Genomic DNA, 19,871 nt, shown 5'->3' on the forward strand with positions numbered 1-19,871 from the left:
CCACCGGGGTGTCGTTTCCGCCAGCGGGTTGCCGACTACGGCTGGCATGCCCTCAGGCCAGCGATGATTTCGCCCCCTGGCGGAAGTCTTCACCTTCGACCGTACTTACCGGCCTGACGCGAGGACCACTGTGACTGACGAGAAAAGGCCGTCTGACATGACCAATCCGGCGCCGAAAGCGAGGAGCGGTCGCGTGGCTGACCTCTGGCCGCTGGTGCATGCCGAGCGAGCGGCTCTGGCGGGCGACCTGGTGGATCTGACCGACGAGCAGTGGGCGACGCCGTCGCTGTGTGCCGGGTTGACCGTGCGCGAGGTGCTGGCGCACCTCACCGCAGGGGCGAGTCTGAACGGTGTGCGGTGGCTGGCGGGGGTGATCCGCTGCCGGTTCGACTTCGACAAGCAGGTCGCCATGCGGCTGGCCGAGCAGTTGGGCACGACCGCGGCCGAGACGCATGACAGGTTCCGCCGCATCATCACGAGCACCACCAAACCGCCTCTCCCGGTCATCGCGATGCTGGGTGAGACGATCGTGCATGCCGAGGACATCCGGCGACCGCTGGGCATCCACTATGACTACCCGATCGAGACCCTCACCCGGGTAGCCGACTACTACCAGAGCTCGGACCTGGTCGTCGCCGCCAAGAGACGGATCGCCGGCCTGCGACTCGTCGCCACCGACGGCCCTTTCACCACGGGCTCCGGCCCGCTGGTGTCCGGCACCACCCTGGCACTGGTGATGGCCACGACCGGACGCTCGGTGTACTGCGATGAACTTGACGGCGACGGCGTCGAAATCCTGCGCGATCGGCGCGACATGACATGACCCGGGGACTCGAAGCCGGTTAGTCAGGCGTTCCTGTCGCCGCAGGCGTCCGGCGCGCGGCGGCACAGGACAGGAAGCCTGCTTGTCGCATCCAGCACCACGCGTTCGCCCAGCGGCTCATCGAACCGGATGACGTTCTGGCCGGACCTGCCGGTGCCCGCGCAAAAGCCGTCGCCCTGATCGGGGACGTCGACCCCCAGGACCACCACGTCCGGCTTCTCACTGATACGCAGGCTGACGTCGAGCGGCCTGCCGGTGCAGGAGCCGTAGTCGTAGTCCACCAGCAGCGTGCGCTCGTCCAGCACCTCGAAGTCGCTGACATGCTGGTCACCGGACATGTGTCTGCCGATGGCCTCTTTGAGGGTGTCGATCGCGTTCCGATCGACCGCGACCTGGTCGATCGGGCCAGGCAGGTCAGAGAAGTACAGTCGCCATGCAGGCACGGTGGCCATCCCCCGGACGGTGTTGAGCCGCATCGTGGTGTAGGCGGCTCCGGTCAGGTGGTACGCCTCGTCGTCGGGGAAAGTGTCTTCCTCGGACCAGGGAGACAGGGCCATCAGCGCCTTCCGCGGCTCGATCACGGGGAACCGCATCGAGGATCCGTCGTCCCAGCGGACCTGTGCCTCGGCCGGCCCGGCGGGAAGCGGGCCGTCCACGACCCAGCCGTACTCCTCATCGTGCTGGATCTTCTTGAGCACGTCCGGAGGTATCGCGCCCAGGTCGTCGACCGGGACGAAACCATTGCGCCAGATCTCCGCCGCACCGCTGATGCGCCAGGTCCAGACGGCTTGCGCGGCGTGATCTTCGAACGCGGGACGTCGATCAGGAACTGCCCTCCGCTGAGGAGCAGCACCACGGCCAGAAGTGTCGTGATCAATCGCAGCATCTGGTGATCTTGGCAGCTCATGGACGACGACGCTGAGCGCGGTTCGCGACGGGGCGACCTGAGTACCTGCACCAGGACTCGAACCTGGGACCTCCGCATTATGAGTGCGGCGCTCTCGCCGACTGAGCTATGCAGGCTTCGGCGAGATCAACTGTCCCAGGAACGGACCACCGGAAGCCACCCGTTTTCGGAGACGGGCTACCACCTCACCGAGCCCGAGCCCGAACCCGATCAGAGCCCGCCTGACCGGGCCCGGCTCCCGGTGTCAGCGGCAGGTGCGGAGCATGTTGAGCAGGGCCACCTTCTCGCTCCGGGTCACGAACAGCCGGTAGTGGTGCTTCACGGTGATCCACGAGGTCGCGTAGCGGCACCAGTAGGCGCGACGCGGCGGCCGCCAGCTCTGCGGCCCCTGCCCGCCCTTGGCGATGTTGGCGGAGTGGCTGACCGTGACGAGCTCCGGCCGGGTGAGGTCGTTCGCGAAGGCCCGCCGCCGCGCCTCGCTCCACCTGCGGGCCCCGGAGCGCCAGGCGTACGCGAGCGGCACGACGTGGTCGACGTCGACCTGCCGCTCGCTCTTCAGCCGCTTCCCGTCGTACGGGCTGTACCAGACGCCCTTGACCGGGTGGCAGGCCGCGTTCTTGCGCACCCGGCGCCCGTCGCGTGCCAGGACCACCTCGCGCACGTCGCACCTGCCCTTGTGGTGGGCCCAGCGCGGCTGGAACCGCCGGTGGCTGTAGCCGCGGATGGATAACGGCCGGGCGACCCTCAGCTGGGCCAGCATGCCGCGGGCCAGCGCACCGGCCTCGGCCTGCGATCGCTTACGCGGGGCGGCCGCCGCCGGCGGGGTGGCGATGACGGCGGCGATCGGCAGGGCCACGAGGGTGAGCACGGCGACTTGGACTGCCCGGCGCGAGTAGATCATGTTCCACCCATACCAGGGATCCGTCGCCTGCGGCAGCGATACTCGACGCACGAAAGGGTGAGGTGAGCGTCTCCCGCCCACGCGCTTGTGATCGTTTCGGATACGCTCCGGACATGAGGGTCCGCCGCTCCCGGTTCGGGAAGATCGCCGCCGGAGCAGCAGGAACGGCCCTTCTCCTGGGCGGCCTCGCGTACGCGACCATGGGGACGTCCACCGGTCCGGAGTGCGGCGCCACGGAGGCAGGCGTCGTCCCGGTGCTGGCGGCGCAGAAGATCCTCGCCGCTCATCCGGACGGCGCCGTCGTCCGGGACCGCCACGCCGGGTGCTTCGCAGACGACCCGTTCCCGTACGCGGGCAGGTTCTACGAGTTCACGGGGACCCGCGAGGAGTACACCTCCTTCTACGAGACCGCCGTCAGGACGGACGGATGGCGGCCCGTCGTGCGTGATGAGCCCTCCCAGGACGTCTGCTACACCAAGAGGATCGGCGAGGTCACGGCTTTCCTCTCGCTGGGAGGGCACAGCGTCGACGGCGTCCGGGGATACGGCATCGACATCTCCGCCTCCTACGGCGAGACCCCGGAGAACGGCGGCCTCCTGTGCTGACGGTCTGCCCGCGTTGAGGTGCTTCCGGGGAGGAGCGGCTCGGGCAGCACTTCGAGGATCTGCCGTACCGGGACGTGCGCCCGAATAAGGCACGACCAGATCCATGATTTTTGGCGTGCCTGACGGCATACTTGTTCATCGGCTCATGATCGCTCGGCGCCGACGGCCGGCCCGGCAACCGGCGGTAAAAGCCGCAAAATTTCATTTCGACAAAGATTGATGAAGAGAACTTTCAACGGTAGCTTCTTGATCGACCTTCTGGGCGCCCAACCGTATCCACGAAATACGAAGCACCTGTTCAGAGAGGTGAGCATGCCCACACCCCCCAGGCCGGCATGGCCCAAGACCCTCATATCCGCCATCCCGGTCCTGCTCGTCGGCCTCACGGCCGTCCTGCTTCCCCACGCCGCGTCAGCGCAGAGCAGCAGCGCCCTGGCCGTCTCCCACAAGAGCCCGTTCAACTGCGGGAAGACCTTCTACGCCAACAACTGGACCGGGACCCCCGCGCACAACCCTTCCGGCTCCATCGACTGGCAGGACTACGGCAGCGACGACATCAACGGCGAGACGGTGCGTGCCACCGCCGCCGGCACCGCCTACTTCTACAACGCCGGAAGCACGAGTTACGGCCAGTGGGTGGAGATCCGTCACAGTGACGGCACCAGGACCCGCTACGCCCACCTCGCGAGCATGGTGAAGTCGGCCGGCGGCTCGATGAGCGTCAGCCAGGGCACCGTGATCGGCACGGTCGGCTCGACCGGCGGCTCCAACGCCCCGCACCTGCACTACGAGCAGCGGACCTCCGGCGGCGCGATGGACACCAGCCCGACCGTCGAGGGCGTGACCGTGTCCCTGGGCCAGAAGAAGGCCATCACCAGCACCAACTCCTGCGGCGGCAGCGGCAACCCGCACACCCCCGAGGAGGTCTGCGGCAGCGGTTACTCGGTCATCGACTCGGCGGCTCTCACCGGTGGCCGCGTGTACCTGCTCTACAACTCGGGCAACGGCTACAACTGCGTCGCGACGCTGAAGACGACGAACCTCAGCTCGTCGACGTCGATGTCGGCGTTCCTGGAGCCGCAGGGGTCGAGCAGGACCACCGACTCCGGCAGCTACCAGTACTACGCGGGTCCCGTGAAGCGCTCCGCGTCGGGGCAGTGCGTCAAGTGGGGCGGCTCGATCGGCAGCAGCACCTACACGAGCGGCTTCGAGCACTGCGGCTGACCGGCCGGCCGGCATGAGGTGATCGGTCGCCGGCGGAGCCTCGCGAGGGCTCCGCCGGCGACCGATCCCGTACGAGAGCTGTCGCCGCCCAGAACGGGAGCAGGGCGTATCACTGGCGGATATACACTCAGAGTATATTCGTTCCATGAGCGTCCCTCTTGCGCTGCTCGGCCTCCTGGAGCGGGAACCGAGCCACGGTTACGACCTGAAGCGCGACTACGACACCTACTTCGGCAGGGGCAAGCCCCTGCCCTTCGGGCAGGTCTACTCCACGCTCGCCCGTCTGGCCAGGGACGGCAAGGTCACCGCCGGGCAGAACGAGCCGGGCGACGGCCCGGACCGCAAGCAGTACGTCATCACCCCGATCGGCAAGGACGAGGTCGAGGCGTGGCTGGCCGAGCCGGTCGCGGCGGAGCCGTACCTGCAGACGGTGCTGTTCACGAAGGTCGTGCTGGCGCTGATGCTGGGCCGCGACGCGGCAGGCTACCTGGACACCCAGCGCGCGACGCATCTGCGGCGGATGCGGGAGCTGACCGAGCTGAAGCGCGACGCCGCGCTGGTCGACATGCTCCTCGCCGACCATGCCCTGTTCCGCCTGGAGGCCGACCTGCGGTGGATCGACGTCACGCAGGCCCGGTTGGGGGCGCTGGCGGAGACGGTGCGCCGCTGATGATCGTCAACGCGCTCCTGCGCGCCGAGGGGATCAGCCGCTCCTACGGCAACACGCCCGCGCTGCGGGAGGCCAGCCTGTCGGTGACCGCGGGCGAGACCCTGGCCATCATGGGTCCCAGCGGCTCCGGCAAGTCGACGCTCCTGCACTGCCTGGCCGGGATCTTCACCCCGGACAGCGGCGAGGTGTGGTTCGACGGGCGGCGGCTCGACACGCTGGACGACGGCCGCCGCAGCGAGCTGCGGCGCACCGCCTTCGGCTTCGTCTTCCAGTTCGGTCAGCTCGTGCCCGAGCTGACCGTGGCCGACAACGTGGCGCTGCCGCTCCTGCTCGGCCGGACCAGGCGCAGGGCCGCCTACGCCCTGGCCGCCTCCTGGCTGGAGCGGCTGGAGCTGGACGGCCTGGGCGGCCGGCGTACCGGGGAGCTGTCGGGCGGGCAGGCACAGCGCGTGGCGATCGCCAGAGCGCTGGTGACCCGCCCGCGGGTGATCTTCGCCGACGAGCCGACCGGCGCGCTCGACTCACTCACCGGCGAGCACGTGATGGAGCTGCTGGTGGGCCTGGCCCGCGAGGAAGGCGCCACCGTGATCGTGGTGACGCACGACGCCCGGGTCGCCGCCTGCGCCGACCGGGAGGTCGTCGTGCGCGACGGCAAGGTGACCGACCCGTACGCGAGCGGGATCGTCCGATGATCCTGCTGGGACTGCGGTTGTCGCTGAGCAGCGGCAGGGAGACGGCGGCCCGGTTGTCGCTGATCGCGGCCGGGGTGGCGGTCGGCGTCGCGGTGCTGCTGGCCACGCTGTCGCTCTTCAACGCCTTCCAGGCCACCAACGAGCGCCCCTGCTGGGAGTGCACGCAGGGCACGGCGCCCAGCGGCCGGGCCCTGGACGCCACCGCCGGCGGCGCGCTGTGGAACCTGCGCGAGGACTACTACGCCGGCCGGCGGATCAGGAGGCTGGACGCGGCGGCGCTCGGCGGCCGGGCACCGGTCATCCCCGGGCTGTCCCGCATGCCCGCCCCCGGCCAGTACTACGCCTCGCCCGCCCTGGCCGGGCTGCTGGACTCCGCGCCACGGGAGGAGCTCGCCGGCCGCTTCCCGGGAACGCGGGCGGGCCTGATCGGCCAGGCCGCGCTGTCGGGGCCCGACGAGCTCGTCGTCGTGGTGGGGCGGACGCCGCAGCAGGTCGCCGCCGTGCTCGGCACCCGGCAGGTGGACACGGTCTCCACCGAGCCCGCGGCGGACGGCAACACGGACGCCTATCAGGTCGGGTTCGGCATCGCCGCCGTCGGGCTGATCGTCCCGCTGCTGGTGCTCGTGGGCACCGCCACCCGCCTGGCCGCCGCCCGCCGCGAAACGCGCTTCGCCGCGATCAGGCTGGCCGGCGCCACCTCCCGGCAGATCAACACGCTCGCCGCGGTGGACGCCGCGCTGGGCGCGCTGCTCGGCGCACTGGCCGGCGTCGTGCTCTTCCAGCTCGTACGGCCGGCGGTGGCCGCGGTGCGGGTCACCGGGTCGCGCTTCTTCCCCGAGCTGGCCGTCCCGGCCCCCTGGCAGTACGCGGCCGTGCTCGCCTGCGTGCCGCTCGTCGCGGCCGGCGCCGCGCTGTGGTCGCTGCGCCGGGTGCGGATCTCACCGCTCGGCGTGGCCAGGAAGGCCGCCCCGCCGTCGCCGAGGGCCTGGCGGATGATCCCGCTCCTGGCCGGGCTGGGGCTGTTCGCGGGCCCCGCGTTCCAGGGAGGCAAGCTCCACGCCCTGCCCACCGACGCCGGGATCGCCCTCGTCATGATCGGCCTCGTGCTGGCCGGGCCATGGCTCACGATGCTGGCCGCGCGCCTGACCGCCCGGCTGACCCGCGGCGCGGCGACGCTGCTGGCCGCCCAGCGCCTGGCCGCCGACCCGAAGGGGGCCTTCAGGTCGGTGAGCGGGCTGGTGCTGGCGGTGTTCATCGGGACGACGATCGCGGCGCTCGTACCCGCGGTGGTCACGGGCCAGCAGGCCGTGGCCGGCGGCACGCTCAACGGCGTGCTGGGCGCCACGTTCTCCCGGCCCGGCATGGACGGCCTGCCACCGCGGGCGGGGGCGGACCTGCTCGCCCGGTTACGCGCCCACCCCGGCGTGGTCGTCCTGCCCATCTACGCCAGGGCGGACCTGGAGAGCCTCGGCCCGCCCCCTCACGACGCGCCGCCCGCGACCTCCGTCGTCGAGTGCTCGTACATGGCCCGCTTCCCCGTGCTCGGCCGCTGCCCCGCGGGCGCGCAGGCCGTGCTGGGCCGTTTCGACCGTCTCGTCGGTGCCGACAACCCTCTCTTCATCGACAAGCTGCTCCCCCTGGCGGGCCCCACCAGCCAGTCCGTTTCCGCCACCGGGCTCGACCTGACGGCTGTCATGGTCCGCACGGACGACACGGCGACGCTGGAGCGGCTGCGCACCCTGCTGGCCGCCCACACCGCCCAGGCACCGATGACCTTCGCCGAGGTCGCCCAGGTCAGGACGGACCTGTACACCCGGGCGGAAAGCGTCGCGCTGGCCATGGTGGCGCTCACCCTGATCGCCGGCGGCTGCAGCCTCGTGGTGGCGGTCGGCGGCGGCCTGGTGGAGCGCAGGCAGCCGTTCACTCTGCTGCGGCTGGCCGGGACGCCCACGCGCACCCTGGCCACGGTCGTGCTGCTGGAATCGGCGCTGCCGCTCGTCCTGGCCGCCGTGCTCGCCGCCGGGGCCGGCTTCGGCGTGGCCGAACCGCTCATCGACCAGCTCGCGATGAGGGGCGCCTCCCTGGCGATGCCGGGACCGGTCTACTTCGCGTCCGTCGGCGGCGGCCTGGCCGCCTCCCTCCTGGTGATCCTCACGGCCCTGCCGCTGCTCAGGCGCATGACCGCGCCCGACAACGCGCGCTTCGAATAGGAGCCCGTCAAGCTCGGGCCGCCCGTCGTCGGGCAGGCCGTCCCGGCCGGTCTCGGGGACCGGCGGGACGGCCTGCCGTGACGTGGTCAGATCTCTTCCACGCTGCTCGGCTCACGCCGGGACAGGTCGATACCGAGCTCCTCCGCGGCGCGGAAGACGTCCTCGTCGGTGTCGCGCATCTCGATCGACATGCCGTCGCTGGACAGCACCTCGACGTTGAGACAGAGCGACTGCATCTCCTTGATGAGCACCTTGAAGGACTCGGGGATGCCCGGTTCCGGGATGTTCTCGCCCTTGACGATGGCCTCGTAGACCTTCACGCGGCCCAGCACGTCGTCCGACTTGATGGTCAGCAGCTCCTGCAGCGCGTACGCCGAGCCGTACGCCTCCAGCGCCCACACCTCCATCTCACCGAAGCGCTGCCCGCCGAACTGGGCCTTACCGCCGAGCGGTTGCTGGGTGATCATGGAGTACGGACCGGTCGAACGGGCGTGGATCTTGTCGTCGACCAGGTGGAGCAGCTTCAGGATGTAGATGTAGCCCACGGCGATGGGATACGGGAACGGCTCGCCACTGCGGCCGTCGAACAGCCGGGCCTTGCCGCTCCCCTGCACCAGCCGATCACCGTCACGGTTCGGGACGGTGGCGCCGAGCAGGCCGACGATCTCCTCCTCGTGGGCGCCGTCGAAGACCGGGGTGGCCATGTTGGTGCCCGGCTCGATCGTCTCCAGGCCCCGGTCACGCAGCCGCTCGGCCCACGCCTCCTGGATGCCCGAGATGTCATACCCTCTGGCGGCGATCCAGCCCAGATGGAACTCCAGCACCTGGCCGACGTTCATCCGGCCGGGCACGCCCAGCGGGTTGAGGATGATGTCGACGGGGGTGCCGTCCTCCAGGAACGGCATGTCCTCGACCGGCAGGATCTTGGAGATGACGCCCTTGTTGCCGTGCCGGCCGGCGAGCTTGTCGCCTACGGTGATCTTGCGCTTGTGCGCCATGTAGACGCGCACCAGCTCGTTGACCCCCGGCGGCAGCTCGTCGCCCTCCTCGCGGGAGAACACCCGCACCCCGATGACCTTGCCCTCCTCGCCGTGGGGCACCTTCAGGGAGGTGTCACGGACCTCGCGGGCCTTCTCACCGAAGATCGCGCGCAGCAGCCGCTCCTCCGGGGTCAGCTCGGTCTCGCCCTTCGGCGTGACCTTGCCGACCAGGATGTCCCCGGGGACGACCTCGGCGCCGATGCGGATGATGCCGCGCTCGTCGAGGTCGGCCAGGACCTCCTCGGAGACGTTCGGGATGTCCCGGGTGATCTCCTCCGGACCCAGCTTGGTGTCACGGGCGTCGACCTCGTGCTCCTCGATGTGGATCGAGGACAGGACGTCGTCCTGCACCAGCCGCTGCGACAGGATGATCGCGTCTTCGTAGTTGTGACCCTCCCACGGCATGAACGCCACGAGCAGGTTCTTGCCCAGCGCCATCTCGCCGTTGTCGGTGCAGGGACCGTCGGCGATGACCTGGTTGACCTCGACCCGGTCACCCTCGGCGACGATGGGCCGCTGGTTGAACGAGGTGCCCTGGTTGGAGCGCCTGAACTTCGCCACGCGGTACGTCGTCCGCGTGCCGTCGTCGTTCATGACGGTGATGTAGTCGGCGGAGATCTCCTCGACCACGCCTGCCTTCTCGGCGCTGACCATGTCGCCCGTGTCGGTGGCCGCCCGGTACTCCATACCGGTGCCCACCAGCGGCGCCTCGCTCCTGAGCAGCGGCACCGACTGGCGCATCATGTTCGCGCCCATGAGCGCCCGGTTGGCGTCGTCGTGCTCCAGGAACGGGATCATCGCCGTCGCCACCGACACCATCTGGCGCGGCGACACGTCGATGTAGTCGACCTCCTCGGCGCGGGCCAGCTCGGTCTCACCGCCCTTGGTGCGGACCAGGACGCGCGTCTCGGCGAAGGACCCGTCGGCGTTGAGCACCGTGTTGGCCTGCGCCTTGACGAAGCGGTCCTCCTCGTCGGCGGTGAGGTAGTCGATCTGCTCGGTCACCTTGCCGTCGACGACCTTGCGGTACGGCGTCTCCACGAAGCCGAAGGCGTTCAGCCGCGCGTAGGAGGCCAGCGAGCCGATCAGCCCGATGTTCGGGCCTTCAGGGGTCTCGATCGGGCACATCCGGCCGTAGTGGGACGGGTGCACGTCACGGACCTCGAAGCCGGCCCGCTCGCGCGACAGACCACCGGGGCCCAGCGCGTTCATACGCCGCTTGTGCGTCAGACCGGCCAGCGGGTTGATCTGGTCCATGAACTGCGACAGCTGCGAGGTGCCGAAGAACTCCCTGATCGACGCCACGACCGGGCGAATGTTGATCAGGGTCTGCGGCGTGATGGCCTCGACGTCCTGCGTGGTCATGCGCTCGCGAACGACGCGCTCCATGCGGGCCAGGCCCAGGCGGACCTGGTTCTGGATCTGCTCGCCGACGCTGCGCAGACGGCGGTTGCCGAAGTGGTCGATGTCGTCCACCTCGACGATGACCTCGCCATTGGCGCCCGGCATCGAGTCCTCGCCCGCGTGCAGGCGGACGATGTACTCGATCGTGGCGACGACGTCGTCCTCGGTCAGGGTGCCCTGGGTGATCTCCGAGTCCACCCCGAGCTTCTTGTTGACCTTGTATCGGCCCACCTTGGCGAGGTCGTAGCGCTTGGGGTTGAAGTAGAGGTTCTCCAGCAGGGTCTGCGCCGACTCCTTGGTCGGCGGCTCGCCCGGACGGAGCTTGCGGTAGATGTCGAGCAGCGCGTCGTCCTGGCCGGCCGTGTGGTCCTTCTCCAGGGTGGCGCGCATCGACTCGAACTGGCCGAAGCGCTCGAGGATCTGGTCGTTGGTCCAGCCGAGCGCCTTGAGCAGCACGGTGACCGGCTGCTTGCGCTTGCGGTCGACGCGCACACCGACGCTGTCTCGCTTGTCGATCTCGAACTCCAGCCAGGCGCCCCGCGACGGGATCACCTTGCACCCGTACAGGTCCTTGTCCGAGCCCTTGTCGACATTGCGCTCGAAGTACACGCCCGGAGAGCGCACGAGCTGGGAGACCACGACACGCTCGGTGCCGTTGACGACGAACGTGCCCTTCGGGGTCATGAGCGGGAAATCGCCCATGAACACCGTCTGGCTCTTGATCTCACCGGTGGTGTTGTTGATGAACTCCGCCGTCACGAACATCGGCGCGGAGAAGGTCATGTCCTTGTCTTTGCACTCATCCACTGAGTACTTGGGCGGTTCGAACCGGTGGTCGCGGAACGACAAGGACATGGTCCCCGAGAAGTCCTCGATGGGACTGATCTCTTCGAAGATCTCTTCGAGGCCCGACTGGGTCGGGACGTCCTTGCGCCCGGCCTGGCGAGCCGCCTCAACCCGGGCCTTCCACTTCTCGTTGCCGAGCAGCCAGTCGAACGACTCGGTCTGCAGGGCGAGAAGGTCAGGAACTTCGAGGGGCTCCTGGATGCGCGAAAAAGAGACGCGACGGGGACCGGCGGGTACGGCGGAGGCGTTGCGCGAGGCTGCCAACAGATGTCCTTCCGAGGGCTCGCGGCGGACTGACTACACGCACGCCAGACAACCTCGCAACGTGAGCAAGCGGAGCGGGTCGCCAAAAAGGGAGCGTGGAGGCATGAGCGTACCCGCCCAAATAGAATTTGTCCACGCTCACGCAGACCCATCATTCCGGTCGCATTTCCAGGATGCCGTACGCCGTCGCCTTTGTCAATCGCCAAGCTCGCTCGTCAGAAGTCCCAGGGAGCACCGCCGGGGCCTGGGCCAGCACGAACGCCCACATCAGCCAGGTGAGGAAAACTCCGGAAGAAGGAAAGGGGAATGCCCGCGCCTTTCCACTCTCAACGTATAGCGCACCGAGGGGCTTGCGGCAAGACCCCGGTCATGCCGCACAATCGCTGACCGAGGCCACAGCCTGCGGAAATGGGGGACGCGGAATGCGGGTGTTGTTGTCGACGTACGGATCGCGCGGAGACGTCGAACCGGTGGTGGGACTCGCGGTGCGGTTGCGCGAACTCGGCGCGGAGGTGCGGGTGTGCGCGCCGCCGGACGAGGAGTTCGCGCAGCGGTTGGCCGGCGTCGACGTTCCCTTGGTGCCGGTCGGCCGGTCGGCGCGCACGCTGACGACCGCGGCGACGCCCCCGTCGGCGGCGAGCCTGCCCGCGCGCGCGGCCGAGTTGATCGCCGACCTGTTCCCGGCGGTCACCGCGGCGGCCGAGGGATGCGACGCGTTGGTGGCGACCGGCCTGATGCCGGCCGCGGCCGGCGCGCTGTCGGTGGCCGAGAAACTAGGCATCCGCTCCGTCTCCGTGACCTTCCAGCAGCTCACCCTGCCGTCACCGCACCACCCGCCGCTGGCGTATCCGGGCCGGCCGTTCCCGCCGGGCGTGACCGACAACCGGGTGCTGTGGGAGCTGGACGCCCAGAGCATCAACACACTGTTCGGGGCGGCGCTCAACACGAACCGGGCCTCGATCGGCCTGCCACCGGTGGACGACGTCCGCGACTACGTGATCGGCGACCGGCCGTGGCTGGCGACGGACCCGGTCCTGGACCCGTGGCTGGAGACGCCGGACCTCGACGTCGTCCAGACCGGCGCGTGGATCCTGCCCGACGCCAACCCGCTCCCGGACGAGCTGCTGGCGTTCCTGGAGGCCGGCGCGCCACCGGTGTACGTGGGCTTCGGCAGCATGCCCATGCGCGCGTCGACGGACGTCGCCCGGGTGGCGATCGAGGCGGTCCGCGCGCAGGGCCGCCGCGCGGTCGTGGCCCGCGGCTGGGCCGACCTGTCCCTGATCGACGACCGGGACGCCTGCTTCGTCGTCGGCGAGGTCAACCAGCAGGCGCTGTTCGGCCGGGTGGCCGCCGTCGTGCATCATGGCGGCGCGGGCACGACGACGACGGCCGCGAGAGCCGGCGCGCCGCAGGTGGTGGTGCCCCAGGCGGCGGACCAGCCGTACTGGGCCGGCCGGGTGGCCGCGCTGGGCATCGGCGCGGCACACGACGGCCCGACGCCGACCACCGAGTCCCTGTCAGCCGCGCTCAGAACGGCCCTGACCCCCGAGACCCACGCACGAGCGAGCGCCGTGGCCGGCACGATCCGCACCGACGGAACGACGATGGCCGCCAAGCTGCTGCATCAGAGCTGAAGAAAGTGAATTCCGTGACCACCAGCGCGTTCGACCTTCCCGACCATCTCTCCCCCAAGGCCGACCCGGCCTTGATCGCCGGCGATGAGCAGCATTTCGCTGCCATCGCCGAGAGCCTCGAACAGTCGATCGCCGACCTGTCCGGCCGCCTCGACGCCGAGCGCAGGGCGCCCGGCGGCCTGGGCCGGCAGGCGTTGGACCGGGACCTGGAGATCCACCGGCTGACCGCTCGCCTGCGCGCCCTGCGTCGCTTCGGTCTGGACCTGTGCCTCGGACACATGGTCGGCGCGGACGACCCCGAGCCGGTCTACATCGGACGGCTCGGCCTCACGGACAGCGCGGGTCGCCGGCTGCTGCTCGACTGGCGCTCCCCCGCGGCTGAGCCGTTCTTCGGAGCCACCCACGCCAACCCGATGGGTCTGACCAGCCGCCGCAGGTATCGCTGGACCCGCGGCCGGATCAGCGACTACTGGGACGAGGTGTTCACCGCGGACGGGTTCGAGGGCCACGCCGCGCTCGACGACCAGTCCGCCTTCATCGCCAGCCTGGGCGGCAACCGGTCCGCCCGGATGCGGGACGTGCTCGGCACCATCCAGGCCGACCAGGACGCCATCATCCGCGCGGGCTCCCGCGGCGCCCTCGTCGTCGACGGCGGCCCGGGTACGGGCAAGACGGTCGTCGCCCTGCACCGCTCCGCCTACCTCCTCTACTCCGACCCTCGCCTCGGTCACCACCGGGGCGGCGTGCTCTTCGTCGGCCCGCACCAGCCCTACCTGAACTACGTCTCCGACGTCCTGCCCAGCCTCGGCGAGGAGGGCGTGCAGACCTGCACCCTGCGGGACCTCGTCGCCGAGGGCGCCGCGGCGGGGATCGAGAGCGACCCGGACGTGGCCCGGCTGAAGTCGTCCGCGGACCTGGTGAAGGCGATCGAGCCGGCCGTCAGGTTCTACGAGAATCCGCCCACCAAGGGGATGACGGTCACGACCCCCTGGTCCGACATCTGGCTGAGCGTCGACGACTGGGCCGAGGCGTTCGAGGCGCCGGACCCTGGTACACCGCACAACGACGCGCGCGACCAGATCTGGGAGGAACTGCTCACGATCCTGATGGACAAGCACGAGAGCGACGAGGAAGTCCCGGCCGCTCTGCTCCGCAAGTCGCTGCTGCGGAACAGGGAGCTGCTCACGATTTTCAACCGCGCGTGGCCGCTGATCGAAGCGGCCGACCTCGTCGGAGACCTCTGGTCGGTGCCCGCCTACCTGCGGATGTGCGCTCCCTGGCTCAGCCCTGACGAGGTCCGGGCGCTGCAGCGCGAGGACGCCCAGGCCTGGACGGTGTCCGACCTGCCGATCCTGGACGCGGCACGGCAGCGGCTCGGCGACCCGGAGGCGTCGCGACGCAAGCGCCGGCATGCCGCCTCCGTCGCCGCCGAGCGCGAGGAGAGAGCCAAGGTCATCGACAACCTGCTCGCGGCCGATGACGACGGTGAGGGCGCGGTGACGATGCTGCGCCAACAAGACATGCAGGACGCCCTGGTCGACGAGGCCGCGCCGCTCCGCACCGAACCGGACCTGCTCGCCGGCCCGTTCGCGCACATCGTCGTGGACGAGGCTCAGGAACTGACGGACGCGGAGTGGCAGATGTTGCTGCTCCGCTGCCCGTCCCGGAGCTTCACCATCGTCGGGGACCGCGCCCAGGCCAGGCACGGGTTCACGGAATCGTGGCAGGAACGGCTCAAGCGGATCGGGCTGGACCGGATCGACCTGGCCTCCCTGACGATCAACTACCGGACCCCGGAAGAGATCATGACGGAGGCGGAGCCGGTCATCCGGGCCGTGCTCCCGGACGCCAACGTGCCGACCTCCATCCGCGTCAGCGGCGTCCCCGTCGTACACGGATCCGCCTCGGAGCTGAGCTCGATCCTCGACACCTGGCTCGCCGCCCATGCCGAAGGCATCGCCTGCGTCATCGGCGATCCCACGTTCCGGTCGACGTCCCGCGTCCGGTCGCTGACCCCGGAGCTGTCGAAGGGGCTGGAGTTCGACCTGGTCGTCCTCGTCGACCCGGAGGCGTTCGGCGAAGGCATCGAAGGGGCGGTCGACCGTTATGTCGCGATGACCAGAGCCACCCAGCGACTCGTCATCCTCACGACCTCCTGACGCCCCGCCGTACAAGGACACTCGTTCGTGAGTGGGCTGTCGCCGTGCTGTCAGCGCTGCCGACGAGGCTGAGGCCCGTCAACGACACCCACTCACCCGAGCAGGCGACCGAGGCCGTGTCTCAGCCGCCCTTGACCGGGAGCCGGCGGGGGCGATGGATCAGTCCGTCGTCGGTCCACCGGAGCGTCGGCAGGTCCTCCTGGGCGCGGAGGGTGGGCAGCCGCGTCACCAGGGCGCGGAAGGCTTCCTGCAGCTCCATCCTGGCCAGGTTCGCCCCCAGGCAGTAATGGGGACCATGGCCGAACGCCAGGTGCGGGTGGGGAGCCGTCCCGGCGAACCTCTGGATGTCGAACCGCAGCGAGTCCTCGAAGGCCGACGGGTCGTGGTTCGCGCCCGTGGGGTTGGGCAGGACGACGGAGCCCTTCGGGATCACGCCGCTGGGCAGCTCGACGTCCTCGGTGAGCACTCGGAGCAGGCCGTTCCCCCCGGGACCCTCGCAGCGCAGGATCTCCTCCACCGCCGGCTCCACGAGCTCGGGCCGGGCCGCCAGGCGCGCGTACTGCTCGGGATGGCACAGCAGCCGGAACGTGCCCCGGATGATGATCGACGCGGTGGTCTCGTGACCGGCCATGATCAGCGTGAAGACCATGTGGGTCAGCTCCGCCTCGCTCAGCCTGTCGCCCGCGTCGCGGGCCTCGATGAGCAGGTCGATGAGATCGTCGCCCGGCCTGGCCCGATGCTCCGCGATCAGCTCGCCGGCGTACGCCATGAACGCGGCGAACCCCTCTCCCCGGGCCTCGGCGCTCGCCTCTGAGGTGGACAGGAACGTCTCCGTCCAGCCGCGGAACTGCTCGAACCGGTCCATCGGGACGCCGAGCATCTCGCAGATCACCCGCGCGGGCAGCGGCAGGGCGAAATCGGTGACCACGTCGAACTCCTGGCCGGCCGCGTCGAGCAGCTCGTCGGCGATCGCCGCCGCGCGAGGCCGCCAGCGCTCGATGTGCCGGGGCGTGAAGGTGCCCTGCAGGATGCGGCGGTAGCGGGTGTGCTCCGGCGGGTCCTGGTTGATCAGCGCCGAGGAGTCGTCCTCCAGGGCGGTGCCGCTGACCATCCGGGGAAGGCCGGGCGCCCGCAGGTTGCGGCTGCCGGCCGGCGAGGCCAGAACGGCACGGACGTCCTCGTACCTGACGATCATGGGCACCCGGTCCCCGCTCGGCATGGTGATGAGCTCCATCGGAGCCTCGGCGAGCCTGCGGGCCAGTTCGGGAGAGGGGGTGCCGAGCGGGCCGGGCGGAAGCTCCGGCCAGGGCGATGTGGTGCTGGACCGTGCAGTCATGACCGCCTCCTGGCGATGCCGGCCGACGAGCCCCCTGAACGTACGTAACGGCGCGTAGCCGGTCAATGTCTCAGCGGCCACATCTCCCCTCGAACGCCGCGACGCTTCACTGTCGCCGGCGTCGCCGGGATCGGGATGTGGATGGAGCGGTGTCGGCCTGGCCACACGGAAGGGTGGGGCCGGACCCACTTCGGAGCCGATCTGGCTGGGGCTAGGCTCCCCGCGGTGCACAGTGGACACATCACGCCATACCGGACGGCAAGGGAAGATCATGAGACAGCTGGTGTCGTGGGTGACGAGTGCCTGCGTGGGGTTCGTGCGCGCATGCGCCGTCGTGGGCGTCGCCATGCTGGTGCCGGCCGTGTGGGCCGTCGCCGTGGCGCTGTGGATGTGGTGGTGGGGCGGAGACCCGTGGTCGTCGATCGTGCCGCTCCTGTGGGCGTGCATCGGCACGCTCGCCCTGTCCCGCCCGGTGTGCCGGATGGTCCGCTCCCTTGTCGGGAAGTGGACGGGCACCGTCATTCCCGCCGGATACCGGCAGGCCGGGCCGGTGACCCGGATGTCCACCGGGTACTGGTGGAACGGGCATTCCTACGAGCGCACCGACCGGGACGCCCGCCAGGATCAGCGGATGCGGCTCTGGTGGAGCGATCCGGCCACCTGGCGCGACCTGAGGTTCACGGCGATCGCACCCCTCACCATGGGCCTGATCGCGGCTGTCCCGCCGGCCGGAGCCGTCGCGGCGGTCCTCGGGTTGTCCCAGCCGACGCTTCCCGCACGTCTTGCCGGGGTGCTCGGCCTGGTCGTGGCCATCGCCGGAGCCCCGTACGCGTGGCGGGCCGCCGAGCCGGTAGCCGTCCGCTTCCTGGGCGCGTCGCCCGCGATGACGCTGGCCGGCCGGGTCGACGAGCTGACGGCCCAGCGCGCGGACACGACGGTCGCCCAGGCCGCCGAGATCCGCCGGATCGAGCGGGACCTGCACGACGGGGCGCAGGCACGCCTGGTCGCGCTCGGGCTGGCTCTGGCGACCGCGGAGAAGCTGATGAGAACCGACCCCGACCAGGCCATGGCGCTGATGCGGGACGCCCGGGTCACCGCCTCCACGTCACTGACCGAGCTGCGCGAGCTGGTCAAGGGAATCAACCCGCCGGTGCTGAACGAGCGAGGACTCGTCGACGCCGTTCGCGCCCTCGCCCTGGACAGCCCGCTGGAGGCCACCGTCAGCGCCGACGTCCGGCTACGCCTGGACGCGCCGATCGAGTCCGCCCTGTACTTCGGCGTCGCCGAGCTGCTGACCAACGCGCTCAAGCACGCCCATGCGTCCCGGGCGCGCGTCTCCATCGCCCAGGACGGCACCGGAGCCGGCACCGGGATCGTCGTCGAGGTCGAGGACGACGGCCGGGGTGGGGCCGGTGTACGGGCCGGCGGCGGACTCGCGGGGCTGCACCGCCGCCTCGCGGTGTTCGACGGCACCCTGGAGATCATCAGTCCGGCGGGCGGCCCGACCCGCGTGAGAATGGTGGTGCCATGCGAATCGTTGTAGCCGAAGACCTCTACCTCCTGCGCGACGGGATGGTCCGCCTCCTCCAGGCGTACGGACACGAGGTGGTGGCGACGGCCACCACCGGGCCCGAGACGCTCGACGCCCTGCGGAGGTGGCGGCCGGACGTGTCCATCATCGACGTCCGCATGCCGCCGACCCAGTCGGACGAGGGCCTGCGGGCGGCTCTCGCCGCCCGCGGCGAGCTGCCCGGGCTGCCGGTCCTGATCCTCTCCCAGCACGTCGAGCAGCTGTATGCCCGCGAACTCCTGGCCGACGGCGCCGGCGGCGTCGGCTATCTCCTCAAGGAGAGCGTGTTCGACGCCGACCAGTTCATCGACGCCCTGGAACGCGTCGCCGACGGCGGGACCGCCATGGACCCGGCCGTCATCGCCAAGCTGCTGTCCAGCGGGTCCTCGACCCGGCGACTCGACCGGCTCACCGAGCGCGAACACTCCGTGCTCGGCCTCATGGCGGAGGGACTGTCCAACCAGGCCATCGGGCGGCGGCTCTTCCTCAGCGAGAGCGCCATCAGCAAGTACACCACCTCCCTGTTCGGCAAACTCGGCATCGTCGACGACGACAGCAGCAACCGCCGCGTTCTCGCCGTGCTCACCTACCTCAACGAGCCGTGACCTTCGGCCTCGAACATGCGGACGAGCTCGGACTCCTCGGCGGCGGTGAGGCCGGAACGGCTCACGGTGTGGCCGGACGCGCGCTGCCACGCGAGCGTGTCGCGGGCCGTGTCGGCGACCGGACGGATCCGCAGGCCGGCGACCAGCGTGGCGGAGGTGTCACGGGTCATGAAGCCCGCGTACTCGGGCAACGGCAGCCACAACGGCAGCGACCGCGGCCCCATCCACGGCTCCACCTTGTGAGCGAGGAGGAAGTCCTGGCCGGCCCAGATCAGCTCAGGCCGCACCTCCAGACCCTCGGCGATCTCCGCCAGCAGGTCGCCCCTGCTGAAGGGCATGGAGATCGCATCGTACGGCCCGGCAAGCCCCTTCTCCGCCGCCTCGATCGTCCAGGCGGCCAGGTCGCGCACGTCGACGAGCTGGACGAGCTCGTCGGGCGACCCAGGGGCCAGCACCGGCCCGCCGCGCGCCAACCGGTCGACCCAGTAGGTGAACCGGTCGGACTGGTCCTCCGGGCCCACGATCAGCCCGGCCCGCACCAGCAGCGCCCCGTCGCCAGCGATCCGCTCGCACGCGACCTTGGCCGGCCCGTAGTTCTCCGGGTCGTTCTCGTCCGCATCGGCGGGCAGCGGCTCGTGCAGAGCCTGGTTGGCCTCTCCGGTGTCGGAGTAGACGCTGCACGACGACACGAACGTCCAATGACCGGCGCGGCCCGCGAGCTCCGCGACGGCCCGCCGTAGCACGCTCGGATGCCGGGCGACGTCTATGACCAGGTCGAACGTTCCCTCCAGCGGCGCCAGCCCACCGTCCTCGCTCCGGTCGACCCGGACGAGCTCGACACCCGGCGGCGGCTCGCCCGAGAGTCCGCGCGCCGCGCAGACCACCTCGTGCCCGCGATCGCGCGCCTGCCGTGCGATCTGCCTCGACAGGAACCTCGTACCGCCCAGAACCAGTGTCCGCATCCCCTCATCCTCGCGGGCC

At 70.3% G+C, this 19,871-nt stretch carries 15 protein-coding genes and 1 tRNA gene; 10 read left to right on the forward strand and 6 right to left on the reverse strand.

The window, feature by feature from the left end:
• The first annotated feature begins 157 nt into the window (after positions 1-157).
• Positions 158-823, forward strand: coding sequence for a maleylpyruvate isomerase family mycothiol-dependent enzyme (locus tag MTP10_RS04305; protein WP_310708154.1), 666 nt, complete (start codon positions 158-160; stop codon positions 821-823).
• Between the two features lie 23 nt (positions 824-846).
• On the opposite strand, the gene MTP10_RS04310 is transcribed toward MTP10_RS04305, so the two are convergent.
• The 3 genes from MTP10_RS04310 to MTP10_RS04320 form a co-directional block, all read right to left on the reverse strand.
• The gene (locus MTP10_RS04310; protein ID WP_310707674.1) at positions 847-1,521 is read right to left on the reverse strand and encodes a hypothetical protein; all 675 of its coding nucleotides are present in this window, start codon (positions 1,519-1,521) and stop codon (positions 847-849) included.
• A 251-nt stretch (positions 1,522-1,772) separates the two neighbouring features.
• Positions 1,773-1,846, reverse strand: a tRNA-Met gene (locus MTP10_RS04315).
• Positions 1,847-1,974: 128 nt separating this feature from the next.
• Entirely contained in the window at positions 1,975-2,631 is a 657-nt protein-coding gene (locus MTP10_RS04320) for an HNH endonuclease family protein (protein ID WP_310707675.1), read from the reverse strand.
• A gap of 113 nt (positions 2,632-2,744) precedes the next feature.
• Between MTP10_RS04320 and MTP10_RS04325 the strand changes: the two genes are divergently transcribed.
• The 5 genes from MTP10_RS04325 (at position 2,745) to MTP10_RS04345 (ending at position 8,032) form a co-directional block, all read left to right on the forward strand.
• Positions 2,745-3,236, forward strand: a complete 492-nt coding sequence (locus MTP10_RS04325) for a hypothetical protein (RefSeq protein ID WP_310707676.1) — start codon at positions 2,745-2,747, stop codon at positions 3,234-3,236.
• Positions 3,237-3,548: 312 nt separating this feature from the next.
• The gene (locus MTP10_RS04330) at positions 3,549-4,460 is read left to right on the forward strand and encodes a M23 family metallopeptidase (protein ID WP_310707677.1); all 912 of its coding nucleotides are present in this window, start codon (positions 3,549-3,551) and stop codon (positions 4,458-4,460) included.
• Between the two features lie 145 nt (positions 4,461-4,605).
• The gene (locus MTP10_RS04335) at positions 4,606-5,130 is read left to right on the forward strand and encodes a PadR family transcriptional regulator (protein WP_310707678.1); all 525 of its coding nucleotides are present in this window, start codon (positions 4,606-4,608) and stop codon (positions 5,128-5,130) included.
• A complete protein-coding gene (locus tag MTP10_RS04340; protein ID WP_310707679.1) occupies positions 5,130-5,822 on the forward strand; it encodes an ABC transporter ATP-binding protein in 693 nt (230 codons plus the stop codon). The genes MTP10_RS04335 and MTP10_RS04340 overlap by 1 nt, the downstream gene beginning before the upstream one ends.
• Positions 5,819-8,032: an FtsX-like permease family protein gene (locus MTP10_RS04345; protein ID WP_310707680.1), complete on the forward strand. Its 2,214-nt coding sequence runs from the start codon at positions 5,819-5,821 to the stop codon at positions 8,030-8,032. The genes MTP10_RS04340 and MTP10_RS04345 overlap by 4 nt, the downstream gene beginning before the upstream one ends.
• Before the next feature lie 86 nt (positions 8,033-8,118).
• On the opposite strand, the gene rpoB is transcribed toward MTP10_RS04345, so the two are convergent.
• Positions 8,119-11,586 carry a DNA-directed RNA polymerase subunit beta gene (rpoB, locus tag MTP10_RS04350; RefSeq protein WP_310707681.1) on the reverse strand — a complete coding sequence of 1,156 codons (3,468 nt, stop codon included), beginning with the start codon at positions 11,584-11,586 and terminating at the stop codon, positions 8,119-8,121.
• Between the two features lie 422 nt (positions 11,587-12,008).
• On the opposite strand from rpoB, the gene MTP10_RS04355 reads away from it, so the two are divergent.
• Together MTP10_RS04355 and helR are read left to right on the forward strand one after the other, a co-directional pair.
• Positions 12,009-13,220: a glycosyltransferase gene (locus MTP10_RS04355; protein ID WP_310707682.1), complete on the forward strand. Its 1,212-nt coding sequence runs from the start codon at positions 12,009-12,011 to the stop codon at positions 13,218-13,220.
• Between the two features lie 5 nt (positions 13,221-13,225).
• Positions 13,226-15,379 carry an RNA polymerase recycling motor ATPase HelR gene (gene helR / locus MTP10_RS04360; RefSeq protein ID WP_310707683.1) on the forward strand — a complete coding sequence of 718 codons (2,154 nt, stop codon included), beginning with the start codon at positions 13,226-13,228 and terminating at the stop codon, positions 15,377-15,379.
• Positions 15,380-15,500: 121 nt separating this feature from the next.
• On the opposite strand, the gene MTP10_RS04365 is transcribed toward helR, so the two are convergent.
• Positions 15,501-16,715 (reverse strand): cytochrome P450, encoded by a 1,215-nt coding sequence (locus MTP10_RS04365; protein WP_310707684.1) that lies wholly within the window; start codon positions 16,713-16,715, stop codon positions 15,501-15,503.
• A gap of 271 nt (positions 16,716-16,986) precedes the next feature.
• On the opposite strand from MTP10_RS04365, the gene MTP10_RS04370 reads away from it, so the two are divergent.
• Together MTP10_RS04370 and MTP10_RS04375 are read left to right on the forward strand one after the other, a co-directional pair.
• Positions 16,987-18,258, forward strand: coding sequence for a histidine kinase (locus MTP10_RS04370; protein ID WP_310707685.1), 1,272 nt, complete (start codon positions 16,987-16,989; stop codon positions 18,256-18,258).
• A complete protein-coding gene (locus MTP10_RS04375) occupies positions 18,243-18,890 on the forward strand; it encodes a response regulator transcription factor (protein ID WP_310707686.1) in 648 nt (215 codons plus the stop codon). The genes MTP10_RS04370 and MTP10_RS04375 overlap by 16 nt, the downstream gene beginning before the upstream one ends.
• Here MTP10_RS04375 and MTP10_RS04380 read toward each other — a convergent pair.
• Entirely contained in the window at positions 18,872-19,852 is a 981-nt protein-coding gene (locus MTP10_RS04380) for an NAD-dependent epimerase/dehydratase family protein (RefSeq protein WP_310707687.1), read from the reverse strand. The two genes, MTP10_RS04375 and MTP10_RS04380, sit on opposite strands and share 19 nt — an antisense overlap.
• Positions 19,853-19,871: the final 19 nt, after the last annotated feature.

It is taken from the genome of Nonomuraea sp. 3-1Str (assembly GCF_031570565.1).
Taxonomy (GTDB): domain Bacteria; phylum Actinomycetota; class Actinomycetes; order Streptosporangiales; family Streptosporangiaceae; genus Nonomuraea.